We start from the raw sequence: 14498 nt of genomic DNA, 5'->3' as shown, positions 1-14498 counted from the left end.
CGCGGTCGTAGGTCAGCGGCTGCGGCCGGCGGCCGGCGGCTCCACCTCGAGGAAGCGCCGCCTGCGCGGCCCCCGGTACAGCAGCGCCGTCCATCCGAGGCGGCCGAGCTCGTCGGCGCACCCGGCCAGCGCCTCCTGCTCGTCCTGAGCGGCGCCGCCGCCCGGCGGGCCGAGCCACTCCACCCGCGCCGTGCCGGAACGCTCGCCCGCGCCGACGCGGTAACCCGTCGCCGTCCGCGCGCCGGAGGCGTCCACGGCCGAGACCGGGATGCCCGCCGCCTCCAGCGCCAGGGCCACGGAACGCACCACCTGCCGGACCTCCCACGCCGCGGGCACCGCCTGCGGTTCGTCGGCCTCCGTGTTCGTCAGCCGTCTGATCTGCATCAGCCCCTCGAACGCGACCCGCACCTCGGCGGCCCGCCGCCCGTCGGACGCCTCCGGGGCCGGCCCGTCGCCGGTCGCCGCCTCGAACGCCTCAGCCGTCATCGTCCCCGCCTCCCCGCGTTCCCGGTGCAGCGCCCGATTCTGTCAGGGCGGCGCCGGGCGGGCGAGCGCCATCGGCGGCCGGAACTCACGCACCAGTGTGCGGTGCCACCAGGCCCCGGTCTCCCGCAGTTCGCGCCGGGTGGTGAAGCGGTAGCGGTAGACCCGGGCCCTGACGTGGGTGGGCGGAGCGTCGGGGAAGGGATTGCCGCGCAGCAGCCGCAGCGTCGCCGGGTCGCCCGTGAGCAGGCGTTCCACGAACGGGTCGAACCAGGCGTACGCGTACGCGGGGGACAGCGCCGCGAACCACATCATCCAGTCCAGGCGCAGGTGGTACGGCGCGAACTGGCGCGGCAGCCTGCGCGGATCGCCCGGTTTCCCCTTGAACTCGTACGCGCGCCACACCGTGCCCCGGTGCACCACCGGTTCGTCCGTACCCTCCACGACGATCTCCTGCCGGACCCGGCTGATGCTGCCGAACGCGCCGTAGGAGTTGACCAGGTGCAGCGGGTCGTACGAGCGGTTCATGGCCTGGCGGCGCGAGAGCAGGTTGCGGGCGGGCCGGTGACTGAGGGCGACGAGCAGCGCGGTGACGGCGAGGACCACCACCTCGTACCAGAGGGGCGAGGCGGGCAGGTCGGGCGCGGCGGCCCACGGGGAGAAGTCGATCACCGAGAGCGCGAGGACGACGGTGAGCCAGTTCAGCCACGCGAAATTGCCGGAGAGCACCAGCCAGAGCTGGGTCAGGATCATCACCCCGGCGGCGGCGCCCGCGACCGGCTGGGGTGTGAAGAGGAGCACCGGGACGATCAGTTGGGTCACGTGGTTGGCCGCCACCTCCACCCGGTGCAGCGGTGCGGGGAGGTGGTGGAAGAACCAGCTCAGCGGGCCCGGCATCGGCTGGGTCTCGTGATGGAAGTCCAGGCAGGTGAGCTTGCGCCAGCACGCGTCGCCGCGCAGCTTGATCAGCCCCGCGCCGAACTCCACCCGGAACAGCACCCAGCGCAGCAGCCACAGCACCAGCACCGGCGGGGCGGTGCGCTCGTTGCCGAGGAACACCGCGAGGAAGCCCGCCTCCAGCAGCAGCGACTCCCAGCCGAACGCGTACCAGGTCTGCCCCACGTTGACGATCGACAGGTACAGCGCCCACAGGACCGCCCACATCAGCATGGCGGCCCACAGTGGCCACCGGTCGGCGGCGCCCGCGACCAGCGCCGCCGCGAGCACGACGCCCGCCCAGGCGCACGCCGCGAAGAACCGGTCCGAGTAGTGCAGCCGGAAGAGGGTGGGCGACTGCCGGCCGGACGTTCGCCGGAGGAACTCCGGTACCGGCAGGATGCCCCGGGAGCCGATGAGCGCGCGGAACTGGAGGGCGGCCGCGAGGAACGCGACCAGGTACACGGCGGCCAGAGCCCGCTGGAAGACCAGCCGGCTCAACCAGTAGTCGGGCTCGGTGAACCACTCCATCACGCCCATTATCGGCGGACGGGCGCTCCCGTGGCGATCCGCCGCAGGGCCGCGCCGAGGCGCCGGGCGTACGCGTGCTGGAAGGCGGGCACCAGGGGGCCGGCGAGCCGGGCGTACCAGGCGGCCGGGCGGCTGAACGCGGTGACTGTGAACCACACCGTGCCGTCGCCCGCCAGCTCCACGACGAACGACTCCTCGCCGCACTCCGGGTGCCGGGCGGTCGTCCCGTACGCGAAGCCCGTCCGGTCCTTCTCGTACGCCGTCCAGACCACCTCGCACCGCGCGACGAGGCGCAGCGGACCGATGCCCAGGGCGCACTCGACGGCCGTGCCCGGTTCGGCGCGCGCCGCGTCCGCCCGTACCCGTACGCCCGAGGCCCGGTGCATCCGCCACGTGGTCACCGCCGCGCCCGCCGCCTCGAAGGCGGCGCGGCCGGTGCCGACCGCCGCACGGTGGCGCAGGTGGTGGTAGCCGGCGGGCAGCGGCGTGCGCGCGGTGGCACCGGTCTCGGGGTAGGTGAGCCTGCTCATCCGTTGTCTCCCTCGGTCGTTCCCGGCATGGCGCACAGCGGGCGCATTTGAACGCGTTCAAGTCATCGCCGACGACTGTACGGACCGCGATGAACGCGTTCAAGTCGTCGTTCCCGTGTGCGTTCCGTTGCGCGCCGCTTCCCCGCGGCCCCGCATGCGCGAGCAGCGGACCGCGCCTAGCGTGGGTCCATGGGATCGGGCGAAGGGGGCGGGGAGGCGGCGGAGTACTGCCGGTGCTGGGAGCGCAAGGGCGGCGTGGCCTGCTGCTTCTTCGAGGTCTACGGCGCCACCCTCGGCCTGGGCGGATTCGACTGGGACCTCGACAGCGGCACCATGCGGATGGACGACTCGGCTCTGGCGGTCTTCGACATGCCCCCCGAGGAGTACTCCGGCCGTCCCGAGGAGCTGGGGGTGCGCGTGCCGCCCGCCGAGGCCGCCCGGCTCGACGCCCTGGTCTCCCAGGCGCTGAAGAACGGCAGCGTCACGTACGGCGCCTACTTCCGCATCCGCTGCCGCGACGGGACACTGCGCTGGACCCACACGCAGGGCGCCGTGCGGCGCGACGCCGACGGCCGGCCCCGGCGCATCATCGGCGTCGTCCGCGACGCCACCCAGGAACTCGCCGACTCCACCGACCGGCTCGAACACGACGCGGAGAGGCGCCGCAAGACGAGCCTGGTCCAGGGCACGACCGCCGCACTCGCCCACGCGCGCACGGTGCAGGACGTCATCGACGTGCTCAACGACTCCCAGGGCCTGGAGAACCTGGGAGCGGCCAGTCTCGTCATGGGGCTGGTCGAGGCGGGCCGCATCCATCTCGTCGCCGACGGTCCCGACGGCTCCTTCATGCCCGGCACCCGCTACACCCGGATCGACGAGCAGTACCCGATGAGCGAGGTCGTCCGCACCCTCGCGCCCCGCTTCATCGAGTCGCCGGAGGACTTCGCCGCCTCCTACCCGGTGCTGTGGCAGCACATCAAGAACCTGGGCATCACCTCCGCCGCCTACCTGCCGCTGATCGCCCAGGCCAGACCGGTCGGCGCGCTCGGCCTGCTCTACGGCGACCGGATCGGCTTCACCTCCGACGAACGCAACGTCCTGATCGCCCTGGGCAGCAGCATCGCGCAGAGCCTCCAGCGGGCCATGCTCTTCGAACAGGACAAGGACCTCGCCGAGGGCCTCCAGCAGGCCATGCTGCCGCGCCGCATCCCCTCAGTCCCCGGTGCGCAGATCGCCGTCCGCTACCGCTCGGCCCGTCTCGGCCGCGACATCGGCGGCGACTGGTACGACGTGATCCCGCTGCCCGGCGGACGCGTCGGCGCGGTCATCGGCGACGTACAGGGGCACGACACGCACGCCGCCGCCGTCATGGGCCAGCTGCGCATCGTGCTGCGCGCGTACGCCGCCGAGGGGCACACCCCGGCGACCGTGATGGCCCGCGCCTCCGTCTTCCTGCACGAACTCGACACCGAACGCTTCGCCACCTGCACCTACGCCGAGACGGACCTGACCACCGGGGTCGTCCAGCTCGTGCGCGCCGGGCACATCGACCCGCTGGTGCGGCACGTGGACGGCACGTGCCGCAGGCTGCCCGCCGCCGGTGGTCTGCCGCTCGGCCTCTCGGCGGAGTTCGGCCGGCTCGAATACCCGGTCTCGACCGTCGAGCTGGACCCCGGCCAGACACTGCTCCTGTGCACCGACGGGCTCGTCGAGCTGCCCGGCGCGGACCTCGACGACGGCATGCAGATGCTGTCCGCCCTCGTCCACAGCGGACCCAGCGACCTCCAGGAGCTCGCCGACAGGCTCTGCGAAGTCGTCGACGAGCGGGGCGGCGAGGACGACGTCGCGCTGCTGCTCCTGCGCCGCAAGGCCGCGGACGTGCCGCGGGCGGGCGGACGGCTCCAGCAGCACGTCGCGCAGAACGACCCCGAGGCGCTCCGTTCGGCCCGGCACATGGTCCGCGCGGCGGTACGGGCCTGGGGCGCCCGGGAGCGGGCCGACGAGATCGAGCTGGCCGCCGACGAGCTGATGACCAACGCGCTGATGCACACCGACGGCGGGGCCATCATCACCGCGCGGGTGCTGACGGGTGCGCAGCGCCGGCTGCGCATCGAGGTCGAGGACCGCTCCAGCGCGCTGCCGCGCCGCCGGGAGGCGGGGGAGTCGGGCGTGTCCGGGCGGGGGCTGATGCTCGTCGACCGGCTCGCGGACGTCTGGGGCGTGGAGTCGCGGGGGAGCGGCAAGTGCGTCTGGTGCGAGTTCGTCGTGCCCGACCGGCAGTGAGCGCCCCTGACTTGTACCACTCGGTAACCGTGTGGAGTCAGGTCGTACTTGACCGTAACCGACCGCCCGGGATTGACTGCGGACTCTCCACCGGCCTCCGACGACGTGAGGGCTCCTTGAGCACCGAGCTTCTGGCACCTCTTGATCTGGCCTTCTGGCACCTCGAATCCACCGAACACCCCATGCACCTGGGGGCCCTCGCCTTCTTCGACGGGCCGGGCGAAGGCGACCGCGTCGCGGGGCTGCTGGCCGAGCGGGCCGCCGCCGTCCCCCGGCTCGGCATGCGCGTACGCGCCGTACTGCTGCCGGTCGGCGGGGCGGCCTGGACGACGGCCAAGGACTTCGACGTACACCGGCACGTGCGGAGGATCAGACTTCCCGAAGGCGACTTCGAGGCCCACGCCACCCACATCGCCGGCGCGCTGATGGAACAGCCGCTCGAACGCGGCCGGCCGCCCTGGGAGATGTACGTCCTGACCGCCGGCGACTCAGGAGCGTTCGCCGTACTCGTCAAGCTGCACCACGCCCTCGCGGACGGCATGCGCGCCGTCGCCATCGGCGCGGCGATCTTCGACCAGATCGCCGGCGCCGGCGCGGCCGGCGCCCGCCGGGAACGCGGCGTGCCGCCCCGCTCCTGGCTGCCCGGCCCGCACCAGGTCGTCGGCTTCGCCCGGGACCGCATCGAGGAGGTCGGCAGGGCCGTCGGCATCGGCGCCTCCGTCATGCGGGCCAGCCGCTTCGACCCCTGGGGAGCCAGCGCCTTCGCCGCCGGATCCAGCGGGACGCGGCGGCTCGGCACCGCCGTGCTGGGGCTCGACGACGTACTGAAGATCCGCAGGGCGGCGGGGGGCACCGCGAACGACGTGCTGCTCGCGGTCGTCGCCGGCGCCCTGCGCCGCTGGATGCTGGAGCGCGGCGAACCGCTGCCCGCCGCCGGCCCGCGCGCCCTGGTGCCGGTGTCCCGGCGCCGGCCCGGCGGTTCGGCGGCCTCCGGCAACAGACTGTCCGCGTACCTCGTCGGCCTGCCCGTCTCCGAGGCGGACCCCTGGGCGCGGCTCATGGCGGTGCGCCGGACGATGGACCGCAACAAGGCCGAAGGGCCGGGGCGCGGCGCGGGGGCGGTCGCCGTACTGGCCGACCATCTGCCGCCGCTCGCCCACCGGTTCGGCGCCCCGCTCGCGGGCAGCGCGGCGCGGATGCTCTTCGACCTGCTCGTCACGAGCGTGCCGCTGCCCCGCTCCACCCTCTCGCTCGGCGGCAGCCCCCTGCGCGCGATCTACCCCATGGCCCCGCTGGCCCGCGGCCAGTCCCTGGCCGTCGCCCTGACGACGTACGGCGGCCGGGTGCACGCCGGCCTGGTCGCGGACGCCAAAGCGGTCCCCGACCTGGACCGTCTGACCGGCAGCCTCGCGGACGAGCTGGCAGACCTGCTGCGGGCCGCCACGGGCTGAGGCACGCTGGGAACATGCCTGAGCTGCCCGAAGTCGAAGCACTGCGAGAGTTCCTCGACGAGCACCTGGTCCGCCGGGAGATCACCCGGGTCGTCCCGGTCGCCATCAGCGTGCTCAAGACGTACGACCCGCCGCTCTCCGCGCTGGAGGGGGCGGCGGTCACCTCCGTCGGCCGGCACGGCAAGTTCCTCGACATCGGCGTGGGCGGCCTGCACCTGGTGACCCACCTCGCCCGGGCCGGCTGGCTGCGCTGGAAGGACGAACAGCCGGCCGAGCCGCCGCGCCCGGGCAAGGGGCCGCTCGCACTGCGCGTCGTCCTCGCGGACGGGGCCGGGTTCGACCTCACCGAGGCCGGCACGAAGAAGAGCCTCGCCGTGTACGTCGTACGCGACCCCGCCGACGTGCCGGGGATCGCCCGGCTCGGCCCCGACCCGCTCACCGACGGCTTCGGACGCGACCGGTTCGCGCAGCTGCTCGCGGGCGAACGGCGGCAGCTCAAGGGAGCCCTGCGCGACCAGAGCCTGATCGCCGGCATCGGCAACGCGTACAGCGACGAGATCCTGCACGCGGCGAGGATGTCGCCCTTCAAGCCGGTCGCGAACCTCACCGAGGACGAGACGACGGCGCTGTACGAGGCGATGCGCACCACCCTCGGCGAGGCCGTGGAACGCTCGCGCGGGGTGGCCGCCGGCCGGCTGAAGGCGGAGAAGAAGAGCGGACTCAGGGTGCACGGCCGGACGGGCGAGGCGTGTCCCGTGTGCGGCGACACCATCCGCGAAGTCTCCTTCAGCGACTCGTCGTTGCAGTACTGCCCGACCTGCCAGACAGGCGGCAAACCCCTCGCGGACCGCCGGCTGTCCCGCCTGCTCAAGTGAGGCGGCGCGGGGCACGGGCGGGCGGCCGCCGGGCGGCGACGTTGAGCCTGGCCGGCCGCACGCCGGTACGGTCCTGGGTGGCGACGACATGGGTCCCGCCTCTGCCGGTACGGTCCGGACGGCGCGGGGCCGGGGTTCGGCGGGTACGCCGGTAGGGTCCGGGGTGGCGGCGCGGGGCCCTGAGCGGCCGGTACGCCGGTACGGTCCGGGTGGCGGCGCGCGGGCAGGGTCCGGCCCGTATTCCGGTGCCGCCCGTACGGCGGCGCGCGGCCCGGGGTGAGCCCGACCGGGGGCCCGGTGCTAGCCCCCGATCGTCACCAGGCGCCTGCCGTCCAGCGTGCGGACCTCGAAGCGGGCGATGTCGGAGCCGCGCAGGGCCGCGCCGCCCTCCGTGCGCAGCGGTTCCTCGTGCCCCTCGACTCCGGGCATGCCGTAGCCGCCCTCCGGGACCGCCCACGTCGTGACGGTCTGCTCCTCGCCGTCCTTGCCGACCACGACGAGTTCGCAGGTCAGCGGCCCGGCGACACGGGCCAGTTCCAGCCCGACCGCCGCTCCCCAGCCCCGCTCGCGCAGGGCGACCGCCGCCCGGACCCCGGAGGCGGGATCGGTGGCGGCGTACCGCCGCACCGGGCCGCCGCCGTCCCCGCCCCCCGGCCGCAGGCCGAGCGCCGCGACGGGGCCGCCGATGATCAGCACCGCCGCCGCGGCCACCAGCCGCAGGCGCCGCCTGCTCCGTTGCCGGCGGCCCGCCTCGACCGTGGCGAGCAACCGGTCCAGCAACCCGGCCGTGGGGGGCTCGGGCAGCGGCGCGGGGGCGCCGCCGCCGGCATGGGCGTAGGCGGCCAGCGTCGACTCCAGTCCGGCGAACTCGCCGAGGCGCACGGCACACGTCGCGCAGTCGGCCAGGTGTTCCTCGAAGCGGAACGAGTCCGCTGGATCGAGGACGCCGAGCGCGTACGCGCCGACGTCCCGATGCCGCTGGTTCCTGCTCATGGGGCAATTCCTAGGGGGCTCGCGTGGTTCGTGGGGTAACCGACAGGTCGTCCTGAGGTACGCACATCGCGGCGTTTCTGCTCATGCCGTAAGCCGGGCGGGGCGGATTTCTCCCGCAGCCGCACGCGGGGGCCGTCCCCGGCGTGCGGGCGGGCCGCGAACCCGCCTGGGTTCCGGGCGGGCGGGGCGCACCGGGCGCAGGCCGGGAGCGGTCCGTTCGCCACGAAGTCGCCGACCCGTATGTCCAGGTCACGCCCCCTGCTCCTACACTCCCCCCATGTTGCGCGCACTGGCTGTCGACGACGAACGACCGGCTCTGGAGGAACTCCTCTACCTGCTGCGCGCCGATCCCCGGGTCCGCAGTGCCGAAGGGGCCACCGACGCCACCGAGACCCTCCGCCGGATCAACCGCGCGCTCGACGCCGGCCCCGACGGCGACGACGCCATCGACGTCGTCTTCCTCGACATCCACATGGCGGGGCTCACCGGGCTCGACATCGCCCGGCTCCTGGGCGGGTTCGCCCGTCCGCCGCTCATCGTCTTCGTCACCGCGCACGAGGGGTTCGCCGTCCAGGCGTTCGACCTCAAGGCGGTGGACTACGTTCTGAAGCCGGTACGCCGGGAACGCCTCGCCGAAGCGGTACGCCGCGTCTGCGACCAGGTCGAGGCGAGCCCCGCTCCGGCCACGGCCGTCCCGCCCGCCGTCCCGCCCGCCGTCGCGCCGCAGACCGCCGACCAGATCCCCGTCGAACTGGGCGGCGTCACGCGGTTCGTCGCGATCGACGACATCGCGTACGTCGAGGCGCAGGGCGACTACGCGCGCCTGCACACGCGCGCCGGCAGCCACCTCGTACGCATCCCCCTCTCCACCCTGGAGGAGCGCTGGGCCGCTCGCGGCTTCGTCCGGATCCACCGGCGCCACCTCGTGGCCCTCGGCCGCATCGTCGAACTGCGGATGGACGCGGGCGCGACGACCGTGCGGGTCGGCGACGCCGAACTCGCCGTGAGCCGGCGTCACGCGCGCGAACTCCGCGACCTCCTCATGCGCCGGGCACGCGGCTGACCCCGCCGGGAACGCCCTGCTCGGGAACGGCGGAACGGCGGCGCACGACCGGCGCCCCGGGGACGCCCTCTCCCGACCGCCGGTCCGCCCCCGGGCGCCGTTCAGCGCCGTGCACCCGCCGCTCGCCGCTCCCGGGCCGTTGCGCGTCCGTACGGCCCCGTCCGCCGCATACGCTCGGTCGGGCCACCCGTGACAAGGAGCCCGGATGTCCGAACTCGACGCGCTGCTGGAGGAGCTCCGCGGCCTGCCGCCGACCAGGCCGTCCGACGCGCGCGACCTGGAAGCGCTGCTGACCGGGGTCAAGAGCGCGGCGGGCCGCTGGGCCGACGTGCTGGACGAGGTGCGGGAGGCCGCCCGCGACCTCGCCGGCCCGCGCACCGCCGCCGCCCTGGAGATCGCCTTCCGCCGGGCCGAGGAGTCGTACGTCGAGCTGGAATTCGCGCTCGACGACTGCGGCGCCGGCGCCCGAAAGCCCGGCCGCTGACCCCTACCCGGAGTAATCGCCGCTGCGTAGACTCGCGCCGATGTCCGCAGATCAGCCCCTCCCGGAGCGGCCACCACGCCGCGAGACCGTCACCGGTGTGCCCCGAGGCACGCGCCGGCCGCCGGGGCACGCCCCGGCGCGGTCCGAGATCACCGAGCAGACCACCCTGGGAGCGACGTACGTACGGTCCCTGATGCGCAGCCAGTTGCGGACCGCGCTGATCTCCCTGGGCGCGCTCGTCCTGCTCGTCGGCTCGCTTCCGCTGCTGTTCTCGCTGCCGGAGGTGTTCACCGCGTCCGACCTGCCGTCGCCCGCCCCCTTCGTCTGGGCGGTGCTGGGCGTGGCCGTCTACCCCGTCATGTGGCTGATCGCCCGCTGGTACGTGCGGCGCGCGGAGCGCAACGAGCGCGCCTTCAGCAAGCTCGTCGAAGGACGCTGAGTGAACCAGGCGTACGCGGTGGCCGCCGTCACCGTCGTCGTGCTCGCCACCGTCCTCATCGGCGCGCTCGGACTGCGCATATCCCGCACCACCTCCGACTTCTACGTGGCCTCCCGCAGCGTCAAGCCGGGCCTGAACGCCGCCGCCATCAGCGGCGAGTACCTGTCCGCGGCCTCGTTCCTCGGCGTCGCCGGACTCGTCGTCCTCCAGGGCCCCGAAATGCTCTGGTACCCGGTCGGCTACACGGCCGGCTATCTCGTCCTGCTGGTCCTCGTGGCGGCCCCGCTGCGCCGCTCGGGGGCGTACACCCTCTCCGACTTCGCCGAGGCCCGGCTGGAGTCGCCCCAGGTCCGCAGGCTCGCCAGCCTCTTCGTCGTGGGCATCGGGTGGCTCTACCTGCTGCCCCAGCTCCAGGGCGCGGGCCTGACGCTGGAGATCCTCACCGGTGCCCCCGACTGGGTGGGCGGCCTCGTGGTGGCGCTCGTCGTGACCGGGGCGGTGGCGGCCGGCGGGATGCGGAGCATCACCTTCGTGCAGGCGTTCCAGTACTGGCTCAAGCTCACCGCGCTGCTCGTGCCCGCGTTCTTCCTCGCCCTCGCCTGGCTGGGCGACGACGCGCCGCGCGCCCGGTTCGCGGAGCCCGCCACCTTCCGGCAGCACACGCTCGTGACGGTCGGCGACACCGTGCGCGTCGACCTCGACCGGCCGCTGCGCGTCACCGTCACGGGCACGGTCGACGGCAGTCGCCACGACGGCGAGCCGGTCTCCCTCGACGCGGGCGTCCACCGCATCGACGCCGGTACGGAGCTGGGCTTCCCGGCCCACTCCCCGGTCCCGGAGAAGGCGGGCACCGACCGGGCGGGCGCGTCGAGCTGGTCCCAGCCGCTGGCCAGCAGCCGAGAGGAGCACCCGCTCTACGCGACGTACGGGCTGATCCTCGCGACCTTCCTCGGCACCATGGGGCTGCCGCACGTCGCCGTCCGCTTCTACACCAGCCCCAACGGCACCGCCGCACGCCGCACGACCCTCGTCGTACTCGGCCTGATCGGCGCGTTCTACCTGCTGCCACCGGTGTACGGCGCGCTCGGCCGGGTCTACGCCCCCGAACTGTCCCTCACCGGCCAGGCGGACGCCGCCGTCCTCGTCCTGCCCGACCGGATGATCGGCGGCGTCGGCGGCGACCTGCTGGGGGCGCTGCTCGCGGGCGGGGCGTTCGCGGCGTTCCTGTCCACCGCGTCGGGGCTGACCATGTCGGTCGCCGGAGTCCTCAGCCAGGACGTCCTCCCGTCCCGGGGCGTACGGCACTTCCGGCTCGCCACCGTCCTCGCCATGGCGGTGCCGCTCGGGCTCGGCATCGTGACGGTCAACGTGCCGGTCGCCGACGCCGTGGGCCTCGCCTTCGCGGTGTCCGCGTCCTCGTTCTGCCCGCTGCTCGTGCTGGGCATCTGGTGGCGCGGGCTCACCCCGCCCGGCGCCGTGGCGGGTCTCGTCGTCGGCGGCGGGGCCGCCCTGACCGCCGTCATGGCGACCAGGGCCGGGCTCCCCGGGGGCGGCTGGGCGCATTCACTGCTCGCCTGGCCCGCCGTGTGGTCGGTGCCGCTGGGGTTCCTGACCATGGTTCTGGTCTCCCTCGCGACCCCGCACCGGATACCCGCCGGGACGGCCGCGACCCTGGCCCGGCTCCACCTGCCGGAGGATCTGATGGTGAAGGACGGCGCGGGCGCGAGCGGGGGAGCGCGGGGATGACCGCCATCGGGATCGCGGCGGTGGCCGCCGCGGGCGCGGTACTCCTCGCCGTGGGATTCGTGCTCGGCCGCGTCACCGCCCGCCACGGGCGCGGCGAGGACCTGGACCTCGGCACACCCGTCGAGCGCGCCACCTTCCACACCCTGCACACGGCGTCGCTCGCCGCGCCGCCGCTGCGCGCCGGGCTGACCGAGGACACCGCCCGCAAGGCGGCCCGCCGGCTGCGTTCGCTGCTCGGCACCGAGGCACTGTGCCTGACCGACCGCGAGAGCGTGCTCGCGTGGGACGGTCCCGGCGGCGACCACCACCGCGAGGCGGTGCTGCGGCGGGTGCCCGAAATGCTCGCCTCCGGGCGGAGCCAGAGCGTACGCACCGACTGCGACGACCTCCAGTGCCCGTTGCGGTGGGCCGTGATCGCCCCGCTGACCGGCGAGGAAGGCGTGCTGGGCGCGCTCGTCGCCTACGGGTCACGGGAGTCGGCCGTCCTGGTCAGGGCGGCGACCGAAGTGGCCCGCTGGGTATCCGTCCAACTCGAACTCGCCGAGCTGGACCGCTCGCGCACCCGCGTCGTCGAGGCGGAGATCCGCGCCCTGCGCGCCCAGATATCACCCCACTTCGTCTTCAACTCACTGGCCGCGATCGCCTCGTTCGTACGCACCGATCCCGAGCGGGCCCGTGAACTGCTGCTGGAGTTCGCGGACTTCACCCGTTACTCCTTCCGCCGGCACGGCGACTTCACCAACCTCGCCGACGAACTGCGCTCCGTCGAGCAGTACCTCGCGCTCGCCGGAGCCCGTTTCGGCGACCGGCTGAAGGTGACGCTCCAGGTCGCCCCCGAGGTGCTGCCCGTCGCGCTGCCGTTCCTCTGCCTCCAGCCGCTCGTGGAGAACGCCGTGAAACACGGACTGGAGGACTCCACCGACGAGTTCAGGGTCACCATCGCGGCCCGGGACGCGGGGGCGGAGGCGACGGTGGTCATCGAGGACAACGGCGTCGGCATGGACCCGGAGCGGCTGCGGCGGATCCTCGCGGGCGAGCACACCGCGTCGTCCGGCATCGGCCTGTCCAACGTCGACGACCGGCTGCGCCAGGTGTACGGCGACGACTACGGCCTCGTGATCGAGACCGGCGTGGGCGCGGGCATGAAGATCACGCTGCGCTTCCCCAAGTACCGCGCCGGAGTGCACCCGTCGGCTCCCGCCGGACCGGGCCGGCGCTCCGCACCGCGGGCGGGGCGGTGATCAGAAGAGGTGGATGGCCAGATGGCCGAGCGGCAGTCCGAGCTGCCAGGCCGGCATCCACACCTGGTCGCTCTCGTCCACTCCCAGATCCGCCGCCTGGTGCCAGGGGATCGCGCCGCCGAGGTCGGCGGCCAGCAGTTCGGTGCCGCTGAGCCAGCGCCATGAGGCCAGCGCCAGTTCGAGGTCGGGACCGGCGGCCCCGTCACGCCCGGCATCGGCCGTCCGCGCGGCGAGTCTCTCGCGTACCCAGGTCTCCCAGGGATGGCCGTACGTGGTGAGGGAGAGCCACTCGTCGAGGCTGGAGACGACGCGGATGCCGGACAGCTCGTCGGAGCTGTCGGACAGGTAGACGGTCAGCGCCAGGGTCTCGCGGCCCGCCCGGAACTCGATCGTGCCGGGTGGGACCAGATTGCCCGTACGGAGCAGCTCGTCGGCGATGTACTCGGCGTACAGCCAAGCCATCGGTACCGCGAGCCTGTCTCCGCTGGTGCCATTCGTACTCTCGGGCAGCACAGCACTCCACCTTCTCCCGGGCTGATCTGTATCCGTGTCCTGCGGGGCACCGCCGAGCCTTCACTCTCAGACACGCACGGCGTGCGGTCTTTACTCAACTTGGCGCTGCCGTTTCGAAATCGGCCTGCTCTGCACGGGTACGGAAGGTGACGATCTGACCTGCGGGACGGGTGGTGCGGAAGTGCCTCAGGCGGCGTCGCGACCGTACCCGGGAAGTACCTTCCGCAGCGCGCGCAGAGCATAGTACGTACGGGACTTGACCGTGCCCGCCGGTATGCCGAGCGCTTCGGACGCCTCGGCCACGGAACGCCCGCGGAAGTACACCTGGGTCAGCACCTCGCGGTGCTCGCCCCGCAGCGCGCCCACGGCCCGGCGGACGTCGAGCGCGATCACGGAGCGTTCCTCGTGGTCCTCGGGGAGCGCCGACTGCTCCAGTACGTCGTCGCCGACCTCGTGCGGCCGGGAGCGGCGGGCCCGCCGGGCGTCGATCGCGAGCCTGCGCCCCACCGTGAAGAGCCAGGGGCGCAGCGAGTCGTGGTCGCTCGCCAGCGCCTCCGGGTGCTGCCAGGCCCGGACCAGGGTCTCCTGGAGGAGATCCTCGGCCCGCTGCCGGTCCCCGTAGGTGAGGCTCAGCAGGAAGCAGAAGAGGGCCTTGCCGTGCTCGCGCTGGAGCGCGGCGATGTCTCGTTCGTCGGTGTGCTGCGTGAGGGAGGAAGCGGAGGAAGTCACCGTTGACGCCCCTTCGGGAGAACCGGGTGCCGATGGCCTGACGGCGGCGAAGATAACCGCCGCCCGGCCGGTGCGCGGGGGTGCGGGACGCGGCGGCCGAACGGGCGGCAGGGGCCGTGCGGTGAGCGGTCGAACGGTGCGACGAATGGCACGACGAACGGTCGGGCCGCAGGCCGGCGTCCGTGTCCGGCACGGCCGTGG

Annotated in this window: 14 protein-coding genes; 8 read left to right on the top strand and 6 right to left on the bottom strand. The window is 73.9% G+C overall.

The genetic code is table 11. From position 1 onward, the window contains the following. Positions 1-12 precede the first annotated feature (12 nt). From ACWGH0_RS28860 to ACWGH0_RS28850, 3 genes are read right to left on the bottom strand one after another with little or no spacing between them, the layout of a single operon-like run. Positions 13-486, bottom strand: a complete 474-nt coding sequence (locus tag ACWGH0_RS28860; protein WP_453407188.1) for a hypothetical protein — start codon at positions 484-486, stop codon at positions 13-15. A gap of 42 nt (positions 487-528) precedes the next feature. Then, positions 529-1950 (bottom strand): lipase maturation factor family protein, encoded by a 1422-nt coding sequence (locus tag ACWGH0_RS28855; RefSeq protein WP_453407187.1) that lies wholly within the window; start codon positions 1948-1950, stop codon positions 529-531. An 8-nt stretch (positions 1951-1958) separates the two neighbouring features. Next, positions 1959-2480, bottom strand: coding sequence for a DUF1990 family protein (locus tag ACWGH0_RS28850; RefSeq protein WP_453407186.1), 522 nt, complete (start codon positions 2478-2480; stop codon positions 1959-1961). Between the two features lie 189 nt (positions 2481-2669). Here ACWGH0_RS28850 and ACWGH0_RS28845 point away from each other — a divergent pair, with 189 nt between their 5' ends. The 3 genes from ACWGH0_RS28845 to ACWGH0_RS28835 all read left to right on the top strand — a co-directional run bounded on the left by ACWGH0_RS28845 (position 2670) and on the right by ACWGH0_RS28835 (position 7089). Next, positions 2670-4763: a SpoIIE family protein phosphatase gene (locus tag ACWGH0_RS28845; RefSeq protein ID WP_453407185.1), complete on the top strand. Its 2094-nt coding sequence runs from the start codon at positions 2670-2672 to the stop codon at positions 4761-4763. Between the two features lie 116 nt (positions 4764-4879). After that, positions 4880-6214 carry a wax ester/triacylglycerol synthase family O-acyltransferase gene (locus ACWGH0_RS28840; protein ID WP_453407184.1) on the top strand — a complete coding sequence of 445 codons (1335 nt, stop codon included), beginning with the start codon at positions 4880-4882 and terminating at the stop codon, positions 6212-6214. Between the two features lie 14 nt (positions 6215-6228). Next, positions 6229-7089, top strand: coding sequence for an Fpg/Nei family DNA glycosylase (locus ACWGH0_RS28835; RefSeq protein WP_453407183.1), 861 nt, complete (start codon positions 6229-6231; stop codon positions 7087-7089). A 300-nt stretch (positions 7090-7389) separates the two neighbouring features. Here ACWGH0_RS28835 and ACWGH0_RS28830 read toward each other — a convergent pair whose 3' ends face one another. Then, positions 7390-8082 (bottom strand): anti-sigma factor family protein, encoded by a 693-nt coding sequence (locus ACWGH0_RS28830; RefSeq protein ID WP_453407182.1) that lies wholly within the window; start codon positions 8080-8082, stop codon positions 7390-7392. A gap of 277 nt (positions 8083-8359) precedes the next feature. Here ACWGH0_RS28830 and ACWGH0_RS28825 point away from each other — a divergent pair, with 277 nt between their 5' ends. From ACWGH0_RS28825 to ACWGH0_RS28805, 5 genes are all read left to right on the top strand, one after another. Then, positions 8360-9145 (top strand): LytR/AlgR family response regulator transcription factor, encoded by a 786-nt coding sequence (locus ACWGH0_RS28825; RefSeq protein ID WP_453407181.1) that lies wholly within the window; start codon positions 8360-8362, stop codon positions 9143-9145. A gap of 205 nt (positions 9146-9350) precedes the next feature. Beyond that, positions 9351-9629, top strand: coding sequence for a hypothetical protein (locus ACWGH0_RS28820; RefSeq protein WP_453407180.1), 279 nt, complete (start codon positions 9351-9353; stop codon positions 9627-9629). Between the two features lie 40 nt (positions 9630-9669). After that, positions 9670-10068, top strand: coding sequence for a hypothetical protein (locus ACWGH0_RS28815; RefSeq protein WP_453407179.1), 399 nt, complete (start codon positions 9670-9672; stop codon positions 10066-10068). Next, on the top strand, positions 10069-11814 hold the full coding sequence (locus ACWGH0_RS28810) for a sodium/solute symporter (RefSeq protein ID WP_453407178.1): 1746 nt from the start codon (positions 10069-10071) through the stop codon (positions 11812-11814). It begins immediately after the preceding gene. Next, positions 11811-13055 carry a sensor histidine kinase gene (locus ACWGH0_RS28805; RefSeq protein WP_453407177.1) on the top strand — a complete coding sequence of 415 codons (1245 nt, stop codon included), beginning with the start codon at positions 11811-11813 and terminating at the stop codon, positions 13053-13055. Before ACWGH0_RS28810 ends, ACWGH0_RS28805 begins: the two co-directional genes overlap by 4 nt. Here ACWGH0_RS28805 and ACWGH0_RS28800 read toward each other — a convergent pair whose 3' ends face one another. Beyond that, positions 13056-13517 (bottom strand): hypothetical protein, encoded by a 462-nt coding sequence (locus ACWGH0_RS28800; protein ID WP_453407176.1) that lies wholly within the window; start codon positions 13515-13517, stop codon positions 13056-13058. A gap of 237 nt (positions 13518-13754) precedes the next feature. Then, the gene (locus ACWGH0_RS28795; RefSeq protein ID WP_453407175.1) at positions 13755-14297 is read right to left on the bottom strand and encodes a sigma-70 family RNA polymerase sigma factor; all 543 of its coding nucleotides are present in this window, start codon (positions 14295-14297) and stop codon (positions 13755-13757) included. Positions 14298-14498: the final 201 nt, after the last annotated feature.

It is taken from the genome of Streptomyces sp. NPDC054887, from assembly GCF_053610585.1.
Note: the sequence above shows the minus strand (reverse complement) of the source record. Positions and strands in the feature narration are given on the sequence as shown.

Bases quoted from the DNA above. Each gene is read 5' to 3' on its own strand.
- ACWGH0_RS28860 (WP_453407188.1), bottom strand. From the start codon at position 486: ATGACGGCTGAGGCGTTCGAGGCGGCGACCGGCGACGGGCCGGCCCCG.
- ACWGH0_RS28855 (WP_453407187.1), bottom strand. From the start codon at position 1,950: ATGGAGTGGTTCACCGAGCCCGACTACTGGTTGAGCCGGCTGGTCTTC.
- ACWGH0_RS28850 (WP_453407186.1), bottom strand. From the start codon at position 2,480: ATGAGCAGGCTCACCTACCCCGAGACCGGTGCCACCGCGCGCACGCCG.
- ACWGH0_RS28845 (WP_453407185.1), top strand. From the start codon at position 2,670: ATGGGATCGGGCGAAGGGGGCGGGGAGGCGGCGGAGTACTGCCGGTGC.
- ACWGH0_RS28835 (WP_453407183.1), top strand. From the start codon at position 6,229: ATGCCTGAGCTGCCCGAAGTCGAAGCACTGCGAGAGTTCCTCGACGAG.
- ACWGH0_RS28830 (WP_453407182.1), bottom strand. From the start codon at position 8,082: ATGAGCAGGAACCAGCGGCATCGGGACGTCGGCGCGTACGCGCTCGGC.
- ACWGH0_RS28825 (WP_453407181.1), top strand. From the start codon at position 8,360: ATGTTGCGCGCACTGGCTGTCGACGACGAACGACCGGCTCTGGAGGAA.
- ACWGH0_RS28820 (WP_453407180.1), top strand. From the start codon at position 9,351: ATGTCCGAACTCGACGCGCTGCTGGAGGAGCTCCGCGGCCTGCCGCCG.
- ACWGH0_RS28815 (WP_453407179.1), top strand. From the start codon at position 9,670: ATGTCCGCAGATCAGCCCCTCCCGGAGCGGCCACCACGCCGCGAGACC.
- ACWGH0_RS28805 (WP_453407177.1), top strand. From the start codon at position 11,811: ATGACCGCCATCGGGATCGCGGCGGTGGCCGCCGCGGGCGCGGTACTC.
- ACWGH0_RS28800 (WP_453407176.1), bottom strand. From the start codon at position 13,517: ATGGCTTGGCTGTACGCCGAGTACATCGCCGACGAGCTGCTCCGTACG.